The organism is Benzoatithermus flavus, from assembly GCF_037908215.1.
In the GTDB taxonomy this organism is placed as follows: domain Bacteria; phylum Pseudomonadota; class Alphaproteobacteria; order Geminicoccales; family Geminicoccaceae; genus Benzoatithermus; species Benzoatithermus flavus.
In genome coordinates this window covers 62,681-85,463 of record NZ_JBBLZC010000014.1, presented here as the reverse complement: position 1 = coordinate 85,463, position 22,783 = coordinate 62,681, and the positions used below count along the sequence as shown (strand labels likewise).

21 protein-coding genes are annotated in these 22,783 nt (G+C 69.1%); 10 read left to right on the top strand and 11 right to left on the bottom strand.

The features are described 5' to 3' along the window. The first annotated feature begins 393 nt into the window (after positions 1–393). The 3 genes from U1T56_RS14775 (at position 394) to U1T56_RS14765 (ending at position 4,581) form a co-directional block, all read left to right on the top strand. The gene (locus U1T56_RS14775) at positions 394–2,895 is read left to right on the top strand and encodes a CHASE4 domain-containing protein (protein ID WP_418160248.1); all 2,502 of its coding nucleotides are present in this window, start codon (positions 394–396) and stop codon (positions 2,893–2,895) included. A gap of 142 nt (positions 2,896–3,037) precedes the next feature. Beyond that, positions 3,038–3,652 carry an SET domain-containing protein gene (locus U1T56_RS14770; RefSeq protein WP_418160247.1) on the top strand — a complete coding sequence of 205 codons (615 nt, stop codon included), beginning with the start codon at positions 3,038–3,040 and terminating at the stop codon, positions 3,650–3,652. Next, positions 3,649–4,581, top strand: coding sequence for a DMT family transporter (locus U1T56_RS14765; RefSeq protein WP_418160246.1), 933 nt, complete (start codon positions 3,649–3,651; stop codon positions 4,579–4,581). Before U1T56_RS14770 ends, U1T56_RS14765 begins: the two co-directional genes overlap by 4 nt. Before the next feature lie 3 nt (positions 4,582–4,584). Here the strand turns inward: U1T56_RS14765 and U1T56_RS14760 are convergent, their stop codons facing one another. After that, the gene (locus U1T56_RS14760; RefSeq protein WP_418160245.1) at positions 4,585–4,974 is read right to left on the bottom strand and encodes a VOC family protein; all 390 of its coding nucleotides are present in this window, start codon (positions 4,972–4,974) and stop codon (positions 4,585–4,587) included. Positions 4,975–4,981: 7 nt separating this feature from the next. After that, positions 4,982–5,596, bottom strand: a complete 615-nt coding sequence (locus U1T56_RS14755) for a UbiX family flavin prenyltransferase (RefSeq protein ID WP_418160244.1) — start codon at positions 5,594–5,596, stop codon at positions 4,982–4,984. 161 nt (positions 5,597–5,757) lie between these two features. Here U1T56_RS14755 and U1T56_RS14750 point away from each other — a divergent pair, with 161 nt between their 5' ends. Then, the gene (locus U1T56_RS14750; protein ID WP_418160243.1) at positions 5,758–6,126 is read left to right on the top strand and encodes a hypothetical protein; all 369 of its coding nucleotides are present in this window, start codon (positions 5,758–5,760) and stop codon (positions 6,124–6,126) included. A 1-nt stretch (position 6,127) separates the two neighbouring features. On the opposite strand, the gene U1T56_RS14745 is transcribed toward U1T56_RS14750, so the two are convergent. Further along, entirely contained in the window at positions 6,128–7,957 is a 1,830-nt protein-coding gene (locus tag U1T56_RS14745) for an ABC transporter substrate-binding protein (RefSeq protein ID WP_418160242.1), read from the bottom strand. Positions 7,958–8,192: 235 nt separating this feature from the next. Here U1T56_RS14745 and U1T56_RS14740 point away from each other — a divergent pair, with 235 nt between their 5' ends. After that, entirely contained in the window at positions 8,193–9,611 is a 1,419-nt protein-coding gene (locus U1T56_RS14740) for a bifunctional enoyl-CoA hydratase/phosphate acetyltransferase (RefSeq protein WP_418160241.1), read from the top strand. A 5-nt stretch (positions 9,612–9,616) separates the two neighbouring features. After that, positions 9,617–10,822: an acetate/propionate family kinase gene (locus U1T56_RS14735; protein ID WP_418160240.1), complete on the top strand. Its 1,206-nt coding sequence runs from the start codon at positions 9,617–9,619 to the stop codon at positions 10,820–10,822. Here the strand turns inward: U1T56_RS14735 and hisD are convergent. From hisD to U1T56_RS14710, 5 genes are read right to left on the bottom strand one after another with little or no spacing between them, the layout of a single operon-like run. Next, positions 10,819–12,138 (bottom strand): histidinol dehydrogenase, encoded by a 1,320-nt coding sequence (hisD, locus tag U1T56_RS14730; protein ID WP_418160239.1) that lies wholly within the window; start codon positions 12,136–12,138, stop codon positions 10,819–10,821. The two genes, U1T56_RS14735 and hisD, sit on opposite strands and share 4 nt — an antisense overlap. A gap of 3 nt (positions 12,139–12,141) precedes the next feature. After that, a complete protein-coding gene (locus tag U1T56_RS14725; protein ID WP_418160238.1) occupies positions 12,142–12,945 on the bottom strand; it encodes an ABC transporter permease in 804 nt (267 codons plus the stop codon). Then, positions 12,942–13,883, bottom strand: coding sequence for an ABC transporter permease (locus U1T56_RS14720; protein WP_418160237.1), 942 nt, complete (start codon positions 13,881–13,883; stop codon positions 12,942–12,944). The genes U1T56_RS14725 and U1T56_RS14720 overlap by 4 nt, the downstream gene beginning before the upstream one ends. Before the next feature lie 47 nt (positions 13,884–13,930). Next, a complete protein-coding gene (locus tag U1T56_RS14715; protein ID WP_418160293.1) occupies positions 13,931–15,022 on the bottom strand; it encodes an ABC transporter substrate-binding protein in 1,092 nt (363 codons plus the stop codon). A gap of 33 nt (positions 15,023–15,055) precedes the next feature. Further along, the gene (locus tag U1T56_RS14710) at positions 15,056–16,129 is read right to left on the bottom strand and encodes an ABC transporter ATP-binding protein (protein ID WP_418160292.1); all 1,074 of its coding nucleotides are present in this window, start codon (positions 16,127–16,129) and stop codon (positions 15,056–15,058) included. Between the two features lie 173 nt (positions 16,130–16,302). Here U1T56_RS14710 and U1T56_RS14705 point away from each other — a divergent pair, with 173 nt between their 5' ends. Together U1T56_RS14705 and U1T56_RS14700 are read left to right on the top strand one after the other, a co-directional pair. After that, on the top strand, positions 16,303–17,079 hold the full coding sequence (locus U1T56_RS14705) for an SDR family NAD(P)-dependent oxidoreductase (RefSeq protein WP_418160236.1): 777 nt from the start codon (positions 16,303–16,305) through the stop codon (positions 17,077–17,079). 87 nt (positions 17,080–17,166) lie between these two features. Continuing rightward, positions 17,167–18,030, top strand: coding sequence for a universal stress protein (locus U1T56_RS14700; protein ID WP_418160235.1), 864 nt, complete (start codon positions 17,167–17,169; stop codon positions 18,028–18,030). A gap of 40 nt (positions 18,031–18,070) precedes the next feature. On the opposite strand, the gene U1T56_RS14695 is transcribed toward U1T56_RS14700, so the two are convergent. Both U1T56_RS14695 and U1T56_RS14690 read right to left on the bottom strand, forming a co-directional pair. After that, positions 18,071–19,852 (bottom strand): SLC13 family permease, encoded by a 1,782-nt coding sequence (locus tag U1T56_RS14695; RefSeq protein WP_418160234.1) that lies wholly within the window; start codon positions 19,850–19,852, stop codon positions 18,071–18,073. Positions 19,853–19,881: 29 nt separating this feature from the next. Beyond that, entirely contained in the window at positions 19,882–20,304 is a 423-nt protein-coding gene (locus tag U1T56_RS14690) for a CBS domain-containing protein (protein ID WP_418160233.1), read from the bottom strand. Between the two features lie 182 nt (positions 20,305–20,486). Between U1T56_RS14690 and U1T56_RS14685 the strand changes: the two genes are divergently transcribed. After that, positions 20,487–20,663 (top strand): hypothetical protein, encoded by a 177-nt coding sequence (locus U1T56_RS14685; RefSeq protein WP_418160232.1) that lies wholly within the window; start codon positions 20,487–20,489, stop codon positions 20,661–20,663. A gap of 50 nt (positions 20,664–20,713) precedes the next feature. Here the strand turns inward: U1T56_RS14685 and U1T56_RS14680 are convergent, their stop codons facing one another. Further along, on the bottom strand, positions 20,714–22,204 hold the full coding sequence (locus tag U1T56_RS14680; protein WP_418160231.1) for a sigma-54-dependent transcriptional regulator: 1,491 nt from the start codon (positions 22,202–22,204) through the stop codon (positions 20,714–20,716). Positions 22,205–22,395: 191 nt separating this feature from the next. Between U1T56_RS14680 and U1T56_RS14675 the strand changes: the two genes are divergently transcribed. Continuing rightward, the gene (locus tag U1T56_RS14675) at positions 22,396–22,767 is read left to right on the top strand and encodes an Hpt domain-containing protein (protein WP_418160230.1); all 372 of its coding nucleotides are present in this window, start codon (positions 22,396–22,398) and stop codon (positions 22,765–22,767) included. The last annotated feature ends 16 nt before the right edge of the window (positions 22,768–22,783 follow it).

The window sequence follows — 22,783 nt, the reverse complement described above, 5'->3', positions numbered from 1 at the left end:
CGACCCGCGTTTCTCGCCGTCTGTCCCTGTTTTCCACCCATCTGTGACAAACCGCTCCTCGGGTATGCTGCTCCGGTAGCATATAACCTTCAAGGTATGACGTATGCCTACCGGAAGTTGTTGATTTGCCGGAGTGGAGTAAGCTAAGAAGAGAAGATCGATGAGCGGGAGGCAATTCCAACGTACAAAGGTGCAACATCTGCTCGTCGGGGGCAGGTTGTCAGTCCTCGATGCGGCGCCCGATTGGTCGAGCCGCCGATGCATGGTCGTGACCAGATTCTGACGCCCGTGCAGACCGATCGCCAGACCGGGAGACGTAAATCGATGGGTGTTGCCGGAATCGGCACATGGAGGAGCAGAAACAACAGGTCGGGCTCGCTCCACGACATGCGGGTGGTCGCTTCCCTTGCGGCCCTCATCGCCGCCGCTCTCATGATCGTAGCGGCAGCGGTCTATCTCGGCAGCCGCCGGCAGGACGAGCTGCAGGCACAGGGCGAGCAGCGGGCGGTCGCTCATGCGATCCAGAGCCTCGAGAAGGCGATCGCCACCAATGTCCGCGATTATGGCTGGTGGACCGATGCGGTCCGGTTTCTATCGCTCGAGCTGAACGAGGCGTGGGCCGACGAGAACATCGGGCCCTACATCTACAAGACCTTCGGCTACGACGTGGCGTTGGTCGTGACCGGCGATGATCGGCCGCGGATCGGTTGGGTGCGCGGCGAGCGCGCTACCGATGCGGCTGCGATGGTGCTGGGGCCGTCCCTGTCCCGGCTCCTGGCGCAGGCGCGGGCGAGCCACAGCGGAGCCGAGCCGGTGCCGACCGTCACCGTCTTGCCGGGCGAGGGGGGCCTCTTCGTCTCTGCCGCAAGCCCGATCGTGCCTCAGCCAGGTACAACGGTGAGCCTGCCGGACGGGCCACCGGCACTGCTGGTGTTCGCCAAGTGCCTCGACGAGGCTTTTCTCGACGAACTCGCAGCCGAGTTCGGCTTTCGCGACCCGAGCTTCGCACCTCCCGGCACCACGCCGCCGGAGTACACCCACGTGTCGCTCGCAGGGCCCTCGGGCGAGGTCGTGCGCGAGATCGTCTGGGAGCCCTGGCGCCCGGGTCGCGCCCAGCTCGCCTGGCTCATTCCGGCACTGCTGGGCTCGCTCGCCGTGTTCAGCCTGTTCACCCGGATCGTGCTCGGCAGCATCAGGCGCTCCACGGTTGCGATCCGTACGAGCGAGGCGCGCTTTCGCGACATCGCCGAGGCGTCCTCGGACTGGATCTGGGAAACCGACGCGGCACTCCGGCTCACCTACCTCTCCGAGCATTTCCGCCGTGCCACGGGCCTGAGCCCGCAGCACGCGTTGGGCCAGCCGCTGCACGCCGTCCTGGAGCCACCCGATCCCGAGCAGCGGGCGAGGCAGGCTGCCGTGATCGAGGCGGCCTTGCCCTTCCGCGACGTGCTCTGTCACCTGCTACACCCGAACGGCGGCGACATGCGCTCGCTGCGGGTCGCGGGCAAGCCCGTCCTCGGACCCGACGGCAGCTTCCAGGGCTATCGTGGCACCGCCACCGACATCACGGCCGAGATGACGGCGCTGCGCGAGGTCCGCAAGCAGGAGCGTGAGGCGCTCGAGAGCCTCGCGGCGGCCAAGGCGGAGCTCGAGCGGCTCAACGCCGAGCTCGAGCGCCGGGTCGAGGAGCGCACGCAGGAGCGCGAGTCCGCCCTGGCCCAGCTCTTCCAGGCGCAGAAGGTGGATGCGGTGGGCCAGCTCACCGGTGGGGTCGCGCACGACTTCAACAACCTGCTCATGGCGGTTCTCACCAACCTCGACCTCCTGAGGAACCGCCTCGCCGGCGATCCCAAGGCGCTGCGCCTGATCGGAGGTGCCATCCAGGCGGCCGAGCGTGGCGCCACGCTCACCCAGCGCCTGCTCGCCTTCGCGCGACGCCAGGATCTGCAGCCTCGGGCCGTCGACCTGCCGGAGTTGGTGCAGGGCCTCGCCGATCTCCTGCAGCGCTCGGTCGGACCCTTGGTCTGCATCCGGATCGAAGCACCCCAGGATCTGCCGGCCGCACGGGTCGACCCGCACCAGCTCGAGCTGGCGCTCTTGAACCTCGCGGTCAATGCGCGCGACGCCATGCCCACGGGCGGCACGCTGACCATCGCCCTCGCGAGAGACACGGTCGGGTTCGCCCATCCTGCCGGGCTGGCTCCCGGCGACTACGTGCGGATCGACGTGATCGACGTCGGGGTCGGCATGGACGCGACCACGCTGCGACGCGCTGTCGAGCCGTTCTTCTCGACCAAGGGGCCAGGCAGGGGCACGGGCCTCGGCCTGTCGATGGTGCACGGCCTCGCCGCCCAGTCGGGCGGTACGCTCCAGCTCACGAGTCGGCTCGGAGAAGGTACCACGGCCACCTTGTGGCTGCCGGTCGCGGAGGTCGGGCGCATTGCTGCCGAAGAGGCTGCGTCGGCCGAGCCGATCCACGCCTCCGAGCGTTCCGCGACCATTCTGGTCGTCGACGACGACGCGCTCGTGCGGATGGGCACCGTGGCCATGCTCGACGAGCTCGGCCATAGCGTGATGGAGGCCGATTCCGGTCAGGAAGCCCTGGAGCTTCTGCGCGAGCGCACCGACATCGACCTCGTCATCACCGACTATGCCATGCCGGGAATGACTGGGGCGGCCCTGGCGCGGGAGGTGCGCGAGCTGCGACCCGGCCTGCCGGTGCTGCTCGCGACCGGCTATGCCGAGCTGCCCGAAGGGGCCACGCTCGATCTGCCGCGGCTCGGCAAGCCTTATCGGCTCGCCGAGCTCGCTGCTCTGCTGCGGGAGCTGCTGCCCTGGACCGTGGACGACCCGAAGGTGGTGTCCCTCGCGCGGCGTCGGAGCGGGTTCGGATGACCGGAGGCTCGACGCCGCTCTGGCGGCGGCTGGTTGTGGCCGCTCGCGGTGGCAGCGGCTGAACGGAGCGAAATCGACCTCGCGTGTCGCCTCACGCTCGAGTGGGGCAAGCTGCGGAAGAACAAAGCTCTGGAGCGGCATAATGAGAAAGCTGAAAACTGTTCCTCCCATCGACATCGACTATATTTATCGTAAAATTTCTAAATGCAGATACATCTATATTGGCGAGACGGAGGGATGTGGCCTCGGCATCTTTGCTGCCAGAGGCTTTCCGGAAGGCTCGGCTCTCGTCGTCGACGAGGACGGTGACTACTACGAGCCCAGCTTCACCTACGCCCAGGTCATGTCGTTCGGGCTGGATCTCGCCACGCACTGCTTTCAGATCGACACCGATCGCTATCTCCTGCCGCACGGCAGCATCGACGACCTGATCAACCACGCCTGCGAGCCTTCGGCCGGCATCCGGCTCACCGCGCGGGGCTATCGGCTCATAGCGCTCAAGGACGTCGAGCCCGGCGAGCAGCTCACCTACGACTACTCGACCTACATCACGAACCCGCGCGAGCGGCTGCGCTGCGCCTGTGGCTCGCCCCGCTGCCGCGGCGAGATCGGGCCGTTCCGCGAGCTGCCGGCAAGCCTGCGTGCCTTCTATCTCGAGCGCGGCGTGGTCGGTCCGTTCGCCGCCGCCGATGCCGCGCAGATGCACGGCGGAGCCTCGCTCCGGGTGGTCGTGCCGCAGGGGAGGCGGATGGGATGATGCGGCCCGTGAACGGCTCTGGCGGCGTCCTCGTCGGGACCGCCTGCATCGTCGCTGCCTGGCTCCTGTTCTCGCTCCACGATGCCGCCATCAAACTGCTCGTGACCGAGCTCTCGCCCTGGCAGGTCCTGTTCGCGCGCAGTGCCATGATCCTGCCCTTGTGCGTGCTGATCGGCGGCCGCCGCTGCACGCGCAACCTCGCGGCGGCGCCGGCGCGAGGCCAACTCGTGCTGGGGGCCGTCGTCTACGCCCTCGCCTGGGTCGCCTACTACGCGGCGGCGCGCCATCTCCAGCTCGCCGAGCTCGAGACGATCTACTACGTCTCGCCGGTGATCACGACGGTGCTGGCCATCCTTTTCCTCAAGGAGCAGGTGCCGCTCGCGCGCTGGACGGCGCTCGTCGTCGGCTTCGCCGGCGTCGTGCTCGCCTGTCAGCCCTCGGCGGTTCGCGACGTCATGCCCGTCGCCGTCCTGCTGCTCGGCGCCGGCTTGTGGGCGGTCGCCATGATCCTGGTCCGCAAGACCGGCTGCGAAGTCACGACCGAGGCGCAGATGTTCCTGAACGGCGCCGTCTCGCTCCTGCTCTGCGGCGTGGCGGCACCCTGGTGGTGGACGCTGCCGAGCCCGCACGAGCTCGGGCTGATGGCGCTCGTCGGCGGGGCGGGCTTCGTCGCCCAGTATCTCCTTTACGAGGGCATTCGCCGGGCGCCCGCCTCGGTGGCGGCACCGCTCGAGTATACCGGCCTCTTATGGTCCTTCGTCCTAGGCTTCCTGATCTGGGGCGACGTCCCGGCGGGCGTGGTGTTCGCAGGCGCGGGGCTGATCCTTCTGAGCGGCTTCGCGCTGATAGCGCTGGAATGGCGCCAGGCGCGAAGCGGGGCGGAAGGCGCCGCACCGCCGCGCGAGGCAGCGGTCGTCGCCGCGTCGTGAGCCTCAGGGCGAGCTGTCGCTCGGGCTCCGCTCCGCCTCGAGCCACTGCAGGAACCAGACCGAGACGCCATCGGGATCGCGGAGCCGGAACAGCCGCGCACCCCAACTCGTCGTCACGGGCTCGGGTGTGGGCAGCGCGAGGTGGCTGCGGGCGGCGGCGAGGTCCGCCACCTCGATCACGAGGTGGCAGCGATCGTCGGCCGGCCGCAAGGTCAGCGGCGGCTTCGCCGTGGGCGCGTCCAGCACCTCGAGCCGCAGGCCGCCGCCGAGATCGAACACCGCACCCTTGCCGGTCGGGCGATCCCAGGCTTGCAGCGTGGGAAAGCCCAGCGTCTCGCCGTAGAAGCGCACGACCTCGGCGAAACGCTCGGTCGCGAGCGCCACGTAGCTCATGGCCGCCTTATCCCTTGTCGGTCGAAGGTGCGCGGGGCGGGCGGGTGGCGATGTCCTCGCCCCAGCGCCGCAGCCGGCCGAGATCGATGTCGAAGAGATCGAGCGCGCGCAGGACCGTGCTCGTCACCATCTCGTCGAGCGAGCGCGGCCGGCTGTAGAAGGCCGGCACGGGTGGCATGACGACGGCACCGGCCTCGGTCACCGCCAGCATGTTCTTGAGATGGATCGCGTGCAGCGGGGTCTCGCGCACCATGAGCACGAGCCGCCGGCGCTCCTTCAGGACCACGTCGGCAGCACGGGTCAGGAGGTTCGTGGTCGCCCCGGTCGCGATCTCGGCGAGTGTTCTAACCGAGCAGGGGGCTACGATCATGCCGAGCGTGCGAAACGAGCCGCTCGCGATCGCGGCACCGATGTCGGTGATCGGGTAGCTCACGTCGGCCAAGGCCCGAAGCTCCTTCGCCGAGAGGTCGAGCTCGTGCGCCCGCGTGATGTCGGCCGCGCGCGAGACCACGAGGTGGGTCTCGACGTCCGGAGCCTCGCGCAGGAGCTCGAGCAGCCGCACGCCGTACACGACCCCGGTCGCCCCGCTGATGCCGACGATCAAGCGCCGCGGCGCTGCCATGTGACGATCCTCGCCTCGTGTGCCGAAGGGCTCTTCGGCTTAGCGCGCGCTCGTCCCGTTCTCAACGTGTCCGGACCGTCTTGTTGCGCGGGCTCCTTCGCTGGCATGCTGCGACGAGCCGGCCGGTCGGCCGGACGAGGATCGGGAGGAGGAGAGGGAAGATGCGACGGCCGCTCGTGGCGTGGACGATGACCTTCGTGCTGATGGCGGCCGGCGTTGCCGCGCAGGATGCGGTCCCGGTGGGGCCGGACGAGGTAAAAAGGGAGCTGGTCGGCAAGACCTGGCGGGTGGAGCTGCCGGACGGGCAGGCCGCGGTCGAGGCGTTCCGGGCCGACGGCACGGTCGAGATCAATGGTGGCCTCAACGACGTCGGCACCTGGCGCTTGTGGGAGAAGGGCTACTGCACGCAGTGGCGGCGGATGCGCAACGGCGCCGAGCGCTGCTTCACGCTCGACAGGACCAAAGACGGCCACTACCGCATCTACAAGCCCGACGGCGAGATCTCGATGACCATCCTGGGTTTCGAGTAGCTCAGCGGGCGTAGAAGAAGGTGTCGAGCCCGTAGATGCCGAACTGGCCGTGCGGCTCCCAGTTGAAGATCGCCTGCTCGGGCAGGTTGCGCAAGCTGGCCCGCGCCGCGACCGGCTGCTGCACCTTGGCGACGAGCCCGATCGTGTAGCACTGGCTGGCGTAGATCCCGAGCATCTCGTGCCAGATCTCGGCCTGACGGTCGGCGGTCGCGGTCGCCCATTCGCGGTAGAGCTCGAGCAGCCGCTTGGCCTCGGGCAGATCGGGCGGCTCGCCCGCGGTGCCTTGGGTCTCGAAATGCTGGCCCCATTTCGGCCACTGCAGCTGGTCGCCCTGGCTCGTGGGCGCGAAGTCCTTGGGCGGCAGGATCGCCGTCGGCACGCCGTTGTCGATGCCGAAGAACATCGACATGAGAGCGCTGCCCGCATAGACGCGGCTGCGCATGATCTGCCGGTCCGATGGCTTGGCCATGATCTTGAAGCCGATCTCGCGCCACTGGTCGCGCACGATCTCGAGCACGTCGGTCTGCTCGTTGTCCTCGCCCGAAAGCTCGACCACGAGCTCCATCGGCCGGCCGTCCGGCAGGAGCCGCGTGCCCTGCGGGTTGCGCTTGGCAAGGCCCAGCTCGTCGAGCAGCCGGTTCGCCGTCTCGGGGTCGTAGGACGCGCACTCGGCCCCGTACTCGTCGCGCCACAAGGGGCTTTCGGGCAGGATCGTGTTGTTCGAAGGCTCGGCGAGACCCGCGTACATGAACTGGCTGAGCGCGTCGCGATCGAGGGCGAGCGCCAGCGCCTTCCTGAAGCGCAGATCGCGGAACAGGCTGCGCCAGACCGGGTCGGTGGCGTTGAGGTTGGGGTAGAGGGCGAGGTGCGCCGAGCGCGCCTCGGGCCAGAGCAGCGTCACGAGCCCGCTCCGCTGTTCGCTCTCCTTGAGGAAAGTGTAGTCCTTGAACACGAGCCGGCGCGCCTGCAGATCGGTCTCGCCCGCACCCGTCTTGATCGGGATCAGCTTCCCGTCGACGAGATCGAGGATGAACCGGTCGATATAGGGCAGCTGCCGTCCGGTCTTGTCGACGCGGTGAAAATAGGGGTTGCGCACGGCCACGAAGCGCTGGGCGGGAGGATGCGTCGTCAGCATCCAGGGCTGCAGCGTGGGGTTGTCCGGATCGTCGAAGTCGTTGAGCCGGTCCTTGCGCAGGAAGAGCTGCGCCCAGTCGCGCGAGCGCGTCTCGGCCACGAGCTTCTTCAAGGCCTCGGGATCGGCGTACCTGGCATGGAACCGCTTCAGGTAGTGCGCCGGGCGGTAGATGAAGAGCTGGTTCGCCGCCGCCAGCGCGGGCAGGAACAAGGGATTGGGCTTGGACCAGCTATAGCGCACGGTGCGCTCGTCCAGGATCTCGACCTTGGGCAGCTCGCCGTCCACCACGAGCTGGATGTCGGGCCCGGTCGGCGACAGCTCCTTGTTGAGCGCCACGTCCTCCCAATAGAAGCGGAAGTCCTCGGCGGTGAACGGCTCGCCATCGGACCATTTGTGGCCCTTGCGTAAGTGCAGCGTGAACACCCGGCCGTCCTGCACGTCGAATCCGGCGAGAATGTCGGGGACGAGCTCCAGCTGCTTGTTGAACCCGATCAGGTGCGCGTAGCCATAGATGTTGAAGAACCGGGTCTCGCGCTCGCGGGTGATCAGCATCCGAAGCTCGCCGCCCGGCTTGCCGATCTCGGCCATGTCCTCGACCACCCTGGGCTCGTCCGGCGGCCCGGCCATCGCCGGCGCACGGGTCAGGATCAGCGTCACGGCGGTCACGGTGGCCAGGAGGGCAGGAGTCAGCCGCATGGTATCGCCTCCCTCCCCGCTACGGGATGCGGGGGTCACACTATTGGTTGACATGCTCGGGACCGCCCGTCAAACGCAGCGGCGTCGCGGGCGGCTCCGGCTCACGCCGAGAATCCGATCGCAACGATTGCTGCGCTGCGAGAATAGGGCTTTAGTGCTGCTGCCGCTCCGCGAATGCTCCATCCGCTCCGGACCGGGCATGCGCGCAGGGGCCTGCACGAGGAGGACTGCCGCCATGGGCGAGCCCCTGATGGTCTCGAATCGCACCTTCGACGAGATCGAGATCGGCGAGAGCGCGAGCTTCGAGCGCGTCATCACCAAGGAGGACATCGAGCTCTACGCCGCCGTGTCCGGCGACGCCAACCCGATGCACCTGGACGAGGCGTTCGCACGACAGGCGCGGTTTCAAGGTGTCGTCGCGCACGGCATGCTCACGGCCGGGCTGATCTCGAATCTGCTGGGCAACAAGCTGCCCGGTCCCGGCACGATCCATGTCGGCCAGGATCTGCGCTTCTCGGCGCCGGTCCGGGCCGGCGACACGATCACGGTGAGCGTCACCGCCAAGGAGAAGGATCCCGAGCGCAAGCTGGTCCGGTTCGACTGCGCCTGCATCAACCAGGACGGCAGGCCCGTGCTCACTGGCGTCGCCACCGTGCTGGCCCCGACGGAGCGGCTGGTGGCCCCGGCGCGCGAGCTGCCGGAGATTCGTCTTCAGCGCCACGACAGCTATCGCCGCCTGATCGAGCGCACGAACGAGATCCCGCCCATTCCTTGCGCCGTGGCGCATCCTTGCGACGAGCCCTCGCTGCACGGCGTGGTCGAGGCGGCGGAGAAAGGGATCATCGTGCCGATCCTGGTCGGCCCCGCCGGCAAGATCAGGGCCGTCGCGAGGGAGCACGCGCTCGACATCGCGAGCTTCGAGCTCGTGGACGCGCCGCACAGCCACGCCGCGGCGGCGAAGGCGGTCGAGCTGGTCCGTGCGGGCAAGGCCGAGCTCCTGATGAAAGGCAGCCTGCACACCGACGAGCTCATGCACGAGATCGTCGCCAAGGAGACGGGCCTGCGCACCGAGCGCCGGATCAGCCACGTCTTCATCATGGACGTGCCGACATACCCGGATCCCCTGTTCATCACGGATGCCGCAATCAACATCTTTCCCGATCTCGAGACCAAGGCCGACATCGTCCGGAACGCGATCGACCTCCACCGGGGCCTGGGCCTGGGCGAGCCCAGGGTCGCGATCCTGTCCGCGGTCGAGACCGTGAACCCCAAGATCCCGGGCACCATCGATGCCGCCGCTCTGTGCAAGATGGCGGACCGCGGCCAGATCAAGGGCGGCTTCCTCGACGGGCCTTTGGCGCTCGACAACGCGATCAGCCCCGAGGCCGCCCGGATCAAGGGAATCGCCTCGCCCGTCGCCGGCCATGCCCAGATCCTGGTGGTTCCGGACCTCGAGGCCGGGAACATGCTGGCTAAGAACCTGTCCTTCCTCGCCAATGCCGATGCGGCCGGCATCGTGCTTGGCGCCCGTGTGCCCGTCATCCTCACCAGCCGTGCCGACAATGTCCGCACCCGCCTGGCGTCCTGCGCCGTGGCCGCGCTCTACGCCCACAGCCGCCGCCAGCAGCAGGTCGCGGCCGTGGCGGCGGAGTGATGCACGTGACCGACACGCTCCTCGTCGTCAATGCCGGCTCGTCCAGCATCAAGTTCCAGCTCTTCCGCCTCCTGCCGTCCGGCCACCGGCTCGAGCTGCGCTCCAAGGGGCAGCTCGAGGGCATCGGCACCCACCCGCGTCTGAGCGTCAGGGATGCATTCGGCCGCACGCTGATCGACGAGTCGTACGAAGCGGCGGCCGTGCCCGATCTCACGGCCGCCATGCACCGGCTCGGCGACTGGCTCCTGGAGCGGCTCGGCGGCCGGACGCCGGTCGCGGTCGGGCATCGCGTCGTCCACGGCGGACCGGACTACGGCGAGCCCGTGCTGATCGACGATCTGGTCCTGGACCGGCTCGAGCACCTGGTACCGCTCGCCCCCTTGCACCAGCCCAACAACCTGGCGCCGATCCGGGCCATCCGAAAGCGCAACCCTGCAGTGCCCCAGGTCGCGTGCTTCGATACCGCCTTCCACCGCGGCCACCCCGAGGTCGCCGACCGCTTCGCGATTCCCGAGGCCTGGTACAGGGAGGGAGTGCGCCGCTACGGCTTTCACGGGCTCTCCTACGAGTATATCGCGCACAGGCTCGAGGAGATCGACCCGGCGCTGGCGAGGGGGCGGGTCGTGGCGTGCCATCTCGGCAGCGGCGCTTCGATGTGCGCGATCCATGCCGGCCGCAGCCTCGACAGCACGATGGGCTTCACCGCCGTCGACGGCCTGCCGATGGGTACGCGCACCGGCCAGCTCGACCCCGGTGTGGTGCTCTACCTCGTGCAGGCGAAGGGCTTCGACGCGAAACGGATCGAGCACTTCCTCTATCACGAGGGCGGACTGAAAGGCCTCTCCGGCATCAGCAACGACGTGCGCGATCTTCTCGCGAGCGACGCGGCGGGGGCGAAGCTGGCGCTCGACTACTTCGTCTACCGCATCGCCCGCGAGGCCGGCGCGCTGGCGGCGGCCATGGGCGGGATCGACGGGCTGGTGTTCACGGCCGGCATCGGCGAGCACAGCCCCGTGATCCGCGGCCGGGTGCTGGAGCGGCTCGCCTGGCTGGGCTTCGTGCTCGACGAGGCGGCGAACCAGGAGCACGGGCCTTTGATCACGAGCGCGGCCAGCCGGCTCAAGGCCTACGTGATCCCGACCGACGAGGAGCTGATGATCGCCCACCATACGCTGCGGCTGATCTCCGGCCGATCGGAGGCGTTGCGCTAGCCTGCGAGCTTCGTCCGTAGCGCCGAGAGTGCCTGGGCGTGGGCCTCGAAGCCCTCGTAGGCGGCGAGCACCCGGGCGTGGCGGGCGAGCTCGGGGTAGCCCTTGGCAGTGACGTGGCCGAGGCTCGTGCGCTTCATGAAGTCGTGGACGCCGAGAGCCGAGAAGGTGCGCGCCCAGCCGCCCGTGGGCAGCACGCAGTCGGGGCCGAGGCAGAAATTGGCGATGGTGATCGGCGTGTTCTGACCGAACAGGATCTCGCCGGCATGGTGGATGGCGCCCAGGTGCTGGAGCGGCTCGGCCGAGAGCACCTCGAGATGTTCGGGCGCGTAGTCGTTGACGAAGCGGAGTGCTGCTTCCCAGTTGGGGGCGAGGACGATGCCGCCACGCGGCCCGCACAAGACCGCCTCGACGAACTGGCGGCGCTGTGGGCCGAGCCCCGACATCAGCTCGGGCAGGTGCCTGCGGGCGACCTCGGCGACCTCGCGGCTGTCGGTGACGAGGAAGGCCGAGCTGTCGGGGCCGTGCTCGGCCTCGATCAAAAGGTCGAGCGCGGCGATGGCGGGATCCGCCGTAGCATCGGCGAGGACGATCGATTCGCTGGGACCGGCCGGGAGGCCGGTGTCGATCCGATCGGCCAGAAGACGCTTCGCGGCCACGACCCAAGGGCTGCCGGGGCCTACGATCTTCGCGAGCCTGGGGATCGACGCCGTGCCGAAGGCTGCGGCGGCGACGGCCACGGCACCGCCGACACGGTAGACCTTGGTGACGCCGGCCATACGGGCGGCGTAGAGGCTCGCGGCGTCGATGCCGCCCTCGGGCGTCGGCGGAGTCAGAACCACGACCTCGGGCACGCCGGCGACCACGGCCGGCACCGTCGTCATCATCATCACCGAGGGGAAGGCGCCTTTGCCGCGCGGGACGTAGCAGGCGACCGAGGGGATCGGCGACCAGCGCTCGCCGGCGAAGGCACCGGGGCGGATCTCCATGAGCCACATCGGCTCCGGCTTCTGCCGCTCGTGGAAGCGGCGGATATTGTCGACCGCGTAGGATATCGCCTCCTTGACCTCGGGTTCGAGCGCCCGTTCGGCCGCCGCGAACTCCTCCTCGCTCGCCATCAGACGGGCGGGGTCGAGCGTCACCCCGTCGATCTCGCGGGCGAGCCGGACGATGGCCGCATCGCCTTCCGCGCGGACGGCCTCCACGATCCGCCGGACGGGCTCCATGAACGAGCCGAGATCGGCTTCGGTGCGGGCGAGAAGGGCCCGGTAGCGGTCGGCCGGGAGGGCGTCGAGCTCGAAGAGATTGATCGCGGGCATCGTTCAGCTCTGCTTCGACTTGAGGAAGATTTCGAGGCCGACCAGACGGTCGAGGGCGGCGATGGCGGCGAGCGCCAGCACGACGTAGACGACCGAGACGGCGGCGAGATCGGGCGTGATGATCGAGCGGATGGCGTTGTAGACCAGGACCGGCAGGGTCACGGTGCGCGCGTCCACGAGCATCAGGCTCACCAGGAACTCGTTGACGGCGAGGATGAACATGACCAGCGCCCCGGTGACGATGCCGGGCATGACGGCCGGGAGCGTCACGGTGAAGAAGGCGTGGGCCGGCGGCGCGCCGCAGTTCCAGGCCGCGTTCTCGAGATCGGGGTCGAGATGGTTCACGGCGGCAGCCACGGCCCAGATCATGAAGGGCAGGTTGACGACGCAGCAGGCGACACCCACCGGCCAGATGCTGCCGAGCCAGCCGAGCCGGCCGAAGACGAGCATGAGGCCGACACCCGAGACCACGAGCGGGATGGTGAACGGCAGGAGAAGATAGATCTGAAGGAAGGCGGCGCCGCGCAGGCGAAAGCGTGCGAGCGCCAAAGCCGCGAGCGTGCCGGCCGGGATCGCGAGCGCGGTGCAGACCACCCCGACCTCGAGCGAGCGCCCGAGCGCTTCCAGGAATTCGGGCTTCTGCACGAGGTCGGCGTACCAGCGCAGGCTCCAGCCCTGCGGCGGGAAGGTGACGATGTTGCCGGCCGTGAACGACGCCGCGAGGACCACGAGCGTCGGCAGCGCCAGGAACACGACATCGAGGATCGTGACGAGGCCGAGCAGGAGCGGCAGGAGTCCGCGTTTCATGATGCTTCCTTCCGTTCCTGGACGTAGCCCAGCGTACCGAGCCCGAAGGCCGCGAGTGCGGTGCCGACGACGAGCGAGCCCACGAGGGTGAGCGCGATGGCCAAGGCACCGCCGAGGCCGGGATCGGCGAGCTGGAAGAAGGCGTCGTAGACGGCGCTCGCCACGAACTTGTTGCTGCCGCCGCCCATGATCTCGGGCATGGCGAAGTCGGTGAGCGTGAGCGTGAAGACGACGACCGCGGCTGCGACGAGGCCGGGCCGGGCCAGGGGCAGGACCACGTGGCGGAAGGTGGCGGCGGGGGTGGCGCCGAGACTCGCCGAGGCGAGCTCGATCTCCTTCGGGATGGCGGTCAGCGCCGGTGCCAGCATCAGGACGGCGAAGGGCAGCATGTACTGGACGAGCCCGAGCAGCACGCCGCCATAGGTGTAGAGGATCGAGAGGGGCGGCAGGCCCAGGGATGCCAGCACGGCATTCAAAAGGCCCTGCTTGCCGAGCACGATCAGCCAGCCATAGGCGCGGACCACCTGGCCGATGAAGAACGGCAGGAACAGGGCGCTCAGCAGGCAGCGGCGCAGCCTCGCGCTCCGGGTGCGGACCATCGTCCAGGCATAAGGAAAGGCGAGAATCAGGGTGACGACGGTGACGATCACGGCCCCGGCGAAGGTGCGAAGCGCTATCCAGCCATAGACCGGACGGGTCAGGAGGGTGATGTAGTTCTTGGCCGCGTAGCTCTCGGCGAGGCGGAAGGTGGCAGGGTCCAGCGGCCGGAAGCTGGCATCGAGCAGCGGCACCAGGCCCGCCGCCAGAAGGCCGGTAAGAATGAGCGCCGGCAGGAGAAAGGCCAAGGGCGTGAGCGGCCGGAACGCCTCGGGCCACAAGCGGACGCGCACGGCCTCGATCGCATCGAGCACGCGCAGGCTGAAAGGTCGGTGCGTCATCGTCCTCGAGGGAGCTCGCGGGGGAGGCCCGCCTCCCCCGCATCGTCTCAGCCCTGCATGATCTCGTTGAACTTCTGCGACCACTCGGCCTCGTGCTGAACCAGAACGGGGCTCGGAACGCTCAGGAGCCGCGCGAAGTCCTCGGGCCTGGTCGGATAGGCGGGATCGCCCACGAGGTCGGCCGGCGGCGTCAGGCCGGGACGCAGGCCCGGCAGGCCGAGCTCGCCGGTCCAGACCTGCTGCGCCTCCCTGGTCATGGCGAAGTCGATATAGCGCTTTGCCCAGTAGAGCTCGTTCTCGGGCAGACCCTTCGGAACCCACATGCTGTCCGTGTCGACCTTCGCCCCTTCCTTCGGCACGGTCCAGGAGACCTTGATGCCGTTCTGCCGCGCCGCCCGCGCGTTCGAGAGGATGGTACAGGCGAGGTCGATCTCGCCGTTCTGGAACCAGGTGGTGAAGTCGGGGTCCTCGCCGAGCAGCGGGTTCTGCGCCTTCACCTTGCGCATGAACGACCAGCACGGCTCCATGTTGTCCGGGATGTCCTCGAGCTTGCCGCCGCCCGCGATCTGGGCCGGCGGCTGGAAGCCGATGCCGTCGTCGTAAAGCGCGATGCGGCCCTTGAAGCGCGGGTCGAGCAGGACCTGCCAGCTATCGGGCGCGCCGTTCGGGAACGCCTCGTCGCGGTAGGCGAGGACGTAGACATAGGAATACATGTTGATGAGCGGCACGCCCCGAAAGCCCGTGGGCCGCGCGGCCGGGAGCATCTCCTTGAGGTTCGCGAGATCGCTCAGGTCCTCGGCGACGCCGCGCAGTGCCGACTTGGTGGCGTTGGTCGTGGTGTCCCAGTTGACGTGGACCGGTGGTGTGCGGCGCTGATCGACCGCGGCCCAGATCTTGGGCCTGAGCTCGTTGTCCTCGGTGAGATCGTGGCGGACGGCGATGCCGGTCCGCTCGCGGAACGGTTTGGAGACACCCTTTTCCAGCGCCTCGACCCAGACCCCGCCCCAGGCACGGACGATGAGCTCCTTGGGCTTCGTCGGCTCGGCGGCCAGCGTGAAGCGCGAGGCCAGCGGTAGCGCGGCGAGACCGGCGCAGGTGGCCGTGCCCAAGAGCCGGCGCCGGGACAGCGTGGCGGACATGTTCGTGGTCATTCTTTCCTCCCTTGCCTTCCGTCAGGCCGGGAACACCATGAGATCGCTCATCCTCCAGCCGACCATGACGGAATCGCCGACACGATGACGCGGATGGCCCAAGGGGTCGAGGTCGAACAGGCGCAACGGCAGGCCGTCCAGGGCCGCGGCGCGGACCTCGTAGACGAAGCGGTCGCCCTCGAACACGACCTCGCTCACCTCGGCTTCGAGGCGTACGTCGCAAGCCGTGGCGCCGTCGAGGAGCCGCACCCGCTCGGCCCGCACCGCGGCTTCGACCTTTCGGCCGGGAGCCAGCATCGGATCGGCACAAGCGCCCTCGAGCTCGATGCTGCCAACCTTGAGGCGCGCCCTGCCGTCCGTCACCGCCAGCACCTCGCCGGGCAGGAAGTTGGTGAGGCCGAGAAAGCCCGCGACGAAGCGGTTGGCCGGGCGGGCGTAAGCTTCGAGCGGCGGGGCCGCCTGCTGCACCCGGCCCTTGTCCATGACCAGGATGCGGTCGGACATGACCAGCGCCTCGCGCTGGTCGTGGGTGACGTTGATCGTGGTCACACCCAGCTCCTGCTGGATGCGCCGGAACTCGAGCTGCATGTCCTCGCGCAGCTTCCTGTCGAGGGCGGCCAGGGGCTCGTCGAGGAGGAGAAGATCGGGCTCGAACACGAGAGCACGGGCGATCGCGACCCTTTGCTGCTGGCCGCCCGAGAGCTCGTGCGGCCGGCGCGCGCCGTAGCCGGCAAGGCGCACGAGCGCGAGATAGCGCTCGACCCGCTCCGGGATCCCGGTCGCGGGAAAGCCCCGCATCCGCAAAGGATAAGCGACGTTCTCGAACGCCGTCAGGTGCGGGAACAGGGCGAGCTTCTGGAACACCATGCCGATCCTGCGCCGCCAGGGCGGAAGCGCTGCCACTGGCCGGCCGTGGATCACGATCTCGCCCGAGGACGGCGTGATAAAGCCCGCGATCATGCGGAGCAGCGTGGTCTTGCCGCAGCCCGATGGCCCGAGGATGGTGAGGAAGGCGCCCTGCTCGAGCGAGAGCGAGACGTCCTCGACGGCGAGCGTCGTGCCGAAACGCCGGCTCACGCGCTCGAGCCGCACCATGGGCTCGGTGCCGATTCCCCGCGTCAACCCCAATGCCTCGCGATTCCGTCCCGTGCCGAAAGCCGGGGCGGACAGTGCCCGAGCGAGCAGGGTTGGGCAAGGGTGCCACGTGGACAGAAAGGCGCATGGAAGCAATGCTCCGGGGCAGCGAACCGGACCAGGGAGATCTCGTCATGCTGGAGCCGTGCGAGCCGGCCTTCACGCTTCATGGCCGCAAGGCGCTGGTGACCGGTGCCAGCCGCGGGATCGGCGAGGCGCTGGCCATCGGCCTCGCCCGCTTCGGCGCCGACGTGGCGATCGCGGCGCGCGAGCCGGCACGGCTGGCGTCCTGCGCCGCTGCCATCGAGGCGGAAGGCCGCCGGGCGCTGCCGCTCGCGATGGACGTGCGCGAGGTCGAGAGCGTGCGCGACGGCGTGGCCAAGGCGGCCGAGACCCTGAGCGGGCTCGACATCCTCGTCAACAATGCCGGCACCGAGCAGGTCTGCCCCTCGCTCGAGGTGGACGAGGCGCTGTGGGACCGGATCGTCGACACGAACCTGAAAGGCGCCTTCTTCGCCGCCCAGGCCGCGGCCTGGTACATGAAGGCGGACCGGGGCGGGACGATCGTCAACATCTGCTCGCTCACGAGTGCCGTGGGCGTGCCGACCGCGGTACCTTACGGCTCGTCGAAGGCGGGGCTTCTGGGCATGACCAGGGCGCTCGCCGCCGAATGGGCACCGCTCGGCATCCGGGTGAACGCCATCGGCCCCGGCTATTTCCGCACCGAGCTCACCGAGACCTTCTACCGCGACGAGGGCTGGACGCGGACCATGCTGGGGAAGATCCCGGCCGGCCGGTTCGGCGACCTGCGCGATCTCGTCGGCACTGCCGTGTTCTTGTGCTCGGATGCCGCCCGCTACGTCACCGGCCAGATTCTCTACGTGGACGGCGGCTACATGGCTTCGATCTGAGGTGCCGGATACCGACCGATGATTGGCGGTCGGCCCCCCTCGGGCTAGTTTGCACCCGACCACTCTTGCACTCGGACAGCGCGTCTCATGACCTCGCCCGACCCGACCGACGTTCAGGACTTCAGCCACATCGTTCATCCGACCGACTTCACTGCGGGCGGCGAGGCGGCATTCGCTCATGCGCTCCGCCTGGCGCTGGCGACGCACGGCCATTTCTACCTGGTTCATGCCGAGAAGCTCGAGATCGGTGAGGATGCGGACTGGGCCGCTTTCCCCGGCGTGCGCAGCACGCTGACGCGCTGGGGTCTGCTCGCGCCCGATGCGGCGCCCACGGCGGTGAGCGAGAAGCTGGGCTTGCGGGTGACCAAGGCGGACGTCCCCGACGAGGACCCGACCGACGCCATCTTGCGCTTCACCACCGAGAATCGCTGCGATCTTCTGGTGCTCGCCACCCATGCGCGCGAGGGGCTGGCCCGGTTCCTCCAGGGCTCGATCGCCGAGTCGCTGGCCCGGCGCGCCAAGATCCCGACCCTGTTCCTGCCGGTGGGCCATCCCGGCTTCGTCGACGCCGCGACGGGCAAGGCCTCCTTGAGGAACATCCTGCTTCCGATCGATCTTTCCACCAGCTCGGGCTACGCCGCGTCGCTGGCGTTCAGGATCGCGGATGCCTTGGACTGCGGCGACACGCTCCTGCACGCGCTCCACGTCGGCACGCCCGAGGAGATGCCGACTGCCGCGGTCGATGCGCGGCACGAGTCGCGGCTGAGGCGGATTCTGGCCGACGGCTCGGTGGTGCCACGCATCCTGCAGACCGCGGCCGAGATCGATGCCGATCTCATCGTGATGCCGACCCGCGGCCGCGACGGCCTCCTGGACGCGCTCCGCGGCAGTACGACCGAGCAGGTGCTGCGCCAGGCCGGCCGGCCGCTCCTCGCCGTGCCGGTGCGCTGACGCCGCGCCGGTCGGCTTCCGCCGCCTGGCCGCCCTCGGCTCAGCCCGGCCGCAGCGGCCAGACGAGCGCGATCAGCGGCACGCCCACGACGATGACGATGATCGAGAGCGGCAGGCCGAGCTTCCAGTAGTCGTCGAAGCGGTAGCCGCCGGGCCCCATCACCAGTGTGTTGCACTGATGGCCGATCGGCGTGAGAAAGTCGCAGGCCGCCCCCACCGCCACCGCCATCAGGAACGGGTCCGGGTCGAGGCCGAGCTGCTTCGCGAGGCTCGCTGCGATCGGTGCCATCATCAGGACGGTGGCGGCGTTGTTGAGGAACGGGGTCACGGCCATGGCCACCATCACGATCAGGGCCAGCGCCGCGAGCGGCGGCAGGCTGTGGGTCGCCGTGGAGAGCCAGCCCGCGATCAGCTCGGTGCCGCCCGTCGTGTGCAGGGCCTCGCTCACCGGAATGAGGGCGCCCAGGAGGATCAGGATCGGCCACTCCACGACCTCGTAGGCCTCGCGCAGGCTGATGACGCGAAACAGCAGGATCGCGGTCGCCGCCCCGAAGAACGCGACCGCGACCGGCACGATCTGCAGGGCCACGAGCAGCATGGCGGTGGCCAGGATCGCCACCGGCAGCCAGGTGCTGCGGCCGCGGCCGAGCGAGACGCCGCGCTGGGCCAGCGGCAGGAGCCGGAGCTCGCCCAGCGTGTCGGGCATCGTGTTGAGATCGCCCTGGAGCGCCAGCACGTCGCCGGGGCGGAACTTGACCGAGCGCAGGCGCTGGATGACCCGCTCGCCGCGCCGGCTCACCGCCAGGAGGTTCACCTGATAGCGGCGGCGGAGTGCCAGCTGGGTCGGCGAACGGTCGACCAGAAGCGAATCGGCGGTCACGACCGCCTCCATCACGCCGATCTCGTCGCTGGCCGCCGCCTCCGGTGCCGCCGCCTTGGTGGCGAGCTGCAGCTTGGCGCGCGCCACGAGCCGCTCGAGCGCCGCGGGCTCGCCCTGCAGGAGGAGGACGTCGTTCGCGAGGAGCTGCCAGTCCGAGGACGGGGCGTAGCGCCGGAAGCGCTCGCGGATCACGGTCGTGACCGCGACCTCGCCCTCGCCCAGCGTCTCGAGCTCGGTGACCGACTTGCCGACCGTGGGCGAATCCGGCGGCACGATCGCTTCGGTGGTGTAGCCTTCGATGTTGAAGGCGGCGTCGATCGAGGCCGTGCCCTTGCGGCCCGTCGGCAGCAGGCGGTAGCCGAAGGCGAGGAAGAGCACGCCCGCAGCGGCGATGCCGACCCCGACCGGCATGAAGTCGAACATGCGGAAGGGCTCGCCCAAGAGCTCGCTGCGCATGCGCGACACGATCACGTTGGGCGAGGTGCCGATGAGCGTCATGAGGCCGCCCAGGAGCGAGCCGAAGGAGAGCGGCATCAGGAGCGAGCTCGGCGATGTGCCGGTGCGGCGCGCGAGCTGGAACGCGATCGGCATGAGGATGGCGAGAGCGCCCACGTTCTTGACGAAGGCGGAGAGCAGGGTCACGGCCGCGACCAACACCAGGACCTGCCGTCCCGCTGTGGTGAGACGGGGAGCGAGCGGTGCGATCAGCCGCTCGGTGATGCCCGAGCGCGCGACGGCAGCGCTCACCAGGAGCGCCGTCGCCACGATGACGACGATGTCGTCGCCGAAGCCGGCGAAGGCCTTCTCGGGCGGAACGATGCCGACCGCGACCGCAGCGAGCAGGGCCAGCATCGCCACGAGGTCGTAGCGCAGCCGGCCCCAGACGAAGAGCGCCATCATCGCGCCGACGATGGCGAACGCCAGTCCCTGCTGGAGCGTCATGGAGCAGGGGAGCGGCTCGGACGGCGCGGTCAGCGCGGCTCGGGCGGAACGGCGGCCGACCGCGCGGCGGCTGCTCCGGCGTGTCCGATCTCCTCGCGCAGGAGGTCGCGGCGCGTCACGATCCCGACCACGCGCTCGTCCTCGAGCACCGGCAGGCGACGCACCTGGCGCTCCTCCATGAGAGCCAGGGCCTCCTCGGGCCCGTCGTCGCTGGTGCAGGTGAAGAGGGTCGAGGACATGACCCCTCCGACCCGGGTCTTGGCCGGATGCCGGCCCTCGACCACGACCCTGAGAATGATGTCGCGGTTGGTGAGAATACCTTCGAGGCGCTCCGCCGAGCCCACGAGGATGGCGCCGATATCGTGCTCGGCCATCGCGGTGGCGGCTTCCTGGATCGTGGCGTCGGCCGGAACGAACTCGACGCCACGGGTCATCACGTCGCTCACCCTCATCCTGTCGCCTTCGACTGGCCTATCTGCCACCCGGCAGAATCGTTCGACGGGAAAACACCGCCTCCGCGGCGATGTTCCGCGGTGTGAACCTCGACGCCCGATCGCCGTTGGTAGGAGGTACGCCCATAAGGGTGTCGTGGCGGCCCGGGCGCTGGCGTGCCCGAGCCAGGAGGAGACTTGTCATGGCCCAGCAGAATGCACCGGGCGGCACCAACCCTGGCGACGAGGCGCCTCCCGGCACGCCCGGCACGGGCGAAGCCCTCTGTCCGGTCTGCTCCGGTACGGGCAAGGTGGACGGGAAGACCTGCTCGAATTGCAACGGCAGCGGCAGGATCATCGAGGGGATCGGCGGCGGCTGACGGCGCGCTGTCGTACCTCGCCCGGCGGAGCGGCGGGAGCGCTGCACCGCTCAGCGCTTGCCCTCGGCCTCCCAGGACTGGCGCTTGCGGTAGAGGGTGGAGGGGCTGACGCCGAGGAACGCCGCTGCGCGGGGAATGTTGCCGGCGCAGAGCTCGATCGCCCGCTCGATCGCCGCCTTCTCGACCTGCCAGAGCGGCACCACGTCCTGCTCGGCCTGCCAGCCGCCGGGATCGGTGCGCAGGCCAGGACGTTCGATGGCCGCGGTTTCCCGCGCGGGAGGCGCGACCGCCGCTTGGCCCGGCGCTGCGGGGAGGGCGGGGGACGCCGCGGCCGGCAGCGGCGTGGTCCGGGCGCTCAGGCCTGCGATCCGCAGCATCGAGGCGGTCAACGCCTCGCCGTCGTTCATGACGACGGCGTTGCGGATCACGTTCTGAAGCTGCCGCACGTTGCCCGGCCAGTCGTAACCGCGCAGCACCGCTTCGGCGTCCTCGGCGAGGCGCTTGAAGGCCTTGCGCTCCTCGCCGGCATAGCGGGCGAGGAGCGCCCTCGTGATCAGGATGACGTCGTCCTCGCGCTCACGCAGAGGCGGCATCTGGATCGGGACCACGTAGAGACGATAGTAGAGATCCTCGCGAAAACGGCCGGCGACGACTTCTGCCCAAGGGTCGCGGTTGGTGGCGCAGATCACCCGGATGTCGACCTGCTGCAGCTTGCCGCTGCCCACGGGCTGGAACGTGCCGGTCTGCAGGAACCGCAACAGCTTGGTTTGCAGGTCGATTTGCATCTCGCAAATCTCGTCCAGGAACAGCGTGCCGCCATGCGCCTGCTTCGCCGCACCGGCGCGGTCGGCTACCGCACCCGTGAAGGCACCCTTCACGTGGCCGAAGATCTCGCTCTCGACGAGGTCGTGCGGAATGGCGCCGCAGTTGAGCGGCACGAACGGTCCGCTGCGGCGCGGGCTGAGCTGGTGGATCGCCTCGGCTGCCAGCTCCTTGCCGGTGCCGCTCTCGCCGGTGATGAACACGGGCGCGTTCGACGGTGCCACGGCCTCGATGGTCCGATAGACACTCTGCATCGCGAGCGACGCGCCGATGAAGCCGCAGAACCGGTCACGGCCGAGACTGTCCTTGAGGACGTCGACCTCGGTCTTGAGGTGCCAGCGCTCGAGAGCGTTGCGTACCGTGGTCGTGAGCCGGTCGGCGTTGAACGGCTTGACCAGGAAGTCGTAGGCGCCGGCGCGCATCGCCTCGACCGCGACCCGGATCGAGCCGTCGGTCGTGATGACCACGACGCTGGTCGGCAGCGCCTGACGTCGGACCTCCTCGAGGATCGCCTGCCCGCTGAGATCGGGCAAATGGAGATCGAGGACGATGACCCCCGGCGTTCTGGTCCTGATCGTGGCCAGGGCTTCCTGCCCGGTCGTCGCGATCTCGACCTCGTGCCCGTCACGCCGCAGATAGGCGGCGCAGAGCTGGGCCATGGAAGGCGTGTCCTCGACGATCAGGACGAACGACGAACGGGGGGCGGCAAGGGTGTCCATCGGCCAGCGTTCTGCTTGAGGCGTGTCTCGAACCCTAATAGCTCTTTTAGGTTGCTGCGATAAGCCATTTTGTCATCCTTGGGTCGAATGGCATGACTGTTGCTCGTAACATGCTCACGATCCGATGATCATGCCCGATGGCATCGGCGCCGTATCGCCCACCCCAACCTTCACGAGGGAGCCCATCTCTCATGGTCAGCCAGGACCCGCCTCACGGAGCCATCTCGGTTCCGGCCGACGAGGTGCTCGACCGTGCGGTCGTCGACGTGCTCTACGACGACCTCGGCACCGAGGTGGTCAACGGGATCCTGCTCACCGCCGTTGCCGACATCGAGCGCCACGGCACGAAGCTGCTCGGCCTCACCGATGCGGAGCCCGAGGCGATCAGGCGCTCGGCGCACGTGCTCGCCGGTGTCAGCGCCGCCATCGGCGCCGTCGAGCTTACCGCGCTTGCACGGCAGATGGAGCGGACGTGCGCCGTCGACCACGGCCGCGAGGCGCTGCAGGCTGCGTTGCGACGAATCACCAGCGAGCTCACGGCGGTCGTCACCGCCCACGGCTGACAGACCTGTCGCCCGC

What these genes read in the sequence shown, in the direction of transcription:
- U1T56_RS14770 (WP_418160247.1), top strand. Translation starts at nt 3,038, where the DNA reads ATGAGAAAGCTGAAAACTGTTCCTCCCATCGACATCGACTATATTTAT.
- U1T56_RS14765 (WP_418160246.1), top strand. Translation starts at nt 3,649, where the DNA reads ATGATGCGGCCCGTGAACGGCTCTGGCGGCGTCCTCGTCGGGACCGCC.
- U1T56_RS14760 (WP_418160245.1), bottom strand. Translation starts at nt 4,974, where the DNA reads ATGAGCTACGTGGCGCTCGCGACCGAGCGTTTCGCCGAGGTCGTGCGC.
- U1T56_RS14755 (WP_418160244.1), bottom strand. Translation starts at nt 5,596, where the DNA reads ATGGCAGCGCCGCGGCGCTTGATCGTCGGCATCAGCGGGGCGACCGGG.
- U1T56_RS14750 (WP_418160243.1), top strand. Translation starts at nt 5,758, where the DNA reads ATGCGACGGCCGCTCGTGGCGTGGACGATGACCTTCGTGCTGATGGCG.
- U1T56_RS14745 (WP_418160242.1), bottom strand. Translation starts at nt 7,957, where the DNA reads ATGCGGCTGACTCCTGCCCTCCTGGCCACCGTGACCGCCGTGACGCTG.
- U1T56_RS14740 (WP_418160241.1), top strand. Translation starts at nt 8,193, where the DNA reads ATGGGCGAGCCCCTGATGGTCTCGAATCGCACCTTCGACGAGATCGAG.
- hisD (WP_418160239.1), bottom strand. Translation starts at nt 12,138, where the DNA reads ATGCCCGCGATCAATCTCTTCGAGCTCGACGCCCTCCCGGCCGACCGC.
- U1T56_RS14725 (WP_418160238.1), bottom strand. Translation starts at nt 12,945, where the DNA reads ATGAAACGCGGACTCCTGCCGCTCCTGCTCGGCCTCGTCACGATCCTC.
- U1T56_RS14720 (WP_418160237.1), bottom strand. Translation starts at nt 13,883, where the DNA reads ATGACGCACCGACCTTTCAGCCTGCGCGTGCTCGATGCGATCGAGGCC.
- U1T56_RS14715 (WP_418160293.1), bottom strand. Translation starts at nt 15,022, where the DNA reads ATGTCCGCCACGCTGTCCCGGCGCCGGCTCTTGGGCACGGCCACCTGC.
- U1T56_RS14710 (WP_418160292.1), bottom strand. Translation starts at nt 16,129, where the DNA reads ATGGTGCGGCTCGAGCGCGTGAGCCGGCGTTTCGGCACGACGCTCGCC.
- U1T56_RS14705 (WP_418160236.1), top strand. Translation starts at nt 16,303, where the DNA reads ATGCTGGAGCCGTGCGAGCCGGCCTTCACGCTTCATGGCCGCAAGGCG.
- U1T56_RS14700 (WP_418160235.1), top strand. Translation starts at nt 17,167, where the DNA reads ATGACCTCGCCCGACCCGACCGACGTTCAGGACTTCAGCCACATCGTT.
- U1T56_RS14695 (WP_418160234.1), bottom strand. Translation starts at nt 19,852, where the DNA reads ATGACGCTCCAGCAGGGACTGGCGTTCGCCATCGTCGGCGCGATGATG.
- U1T56_RS14690 (WP_418160233.1), bottom strand. Translation starts at nt 20,304, where the DNA reads ATGAGGGTGAGCGACGTGATGACCCGTGGCGTCGAGTTCGTTCCGGCC.
- U1T56_RS14685 (WP_418160232.1), top strand. Translation starts at nt 20,487, where the DNA reads ATGGCCCAGCAGAATGCACCGGGCGGCACCAACCCTGGCGACGAGGCG.
- U1T56_RS14680 (WP_418160231.1), bottom strand. Translation starts at nt 22,204, where the DNA reads ATGGACACCCTTGCCGCCCCCCGTTCGTCGTTCGTCCTGATCGTCGAG.
- U1T56_RS14675 (WP_418160230.1), top strand. Translation starts at nt 22,396, where the DNA reads ATGGTCAGCCAGGACCCGCCTCACGGAGCCATCTCGGTTCCGGCCGAC.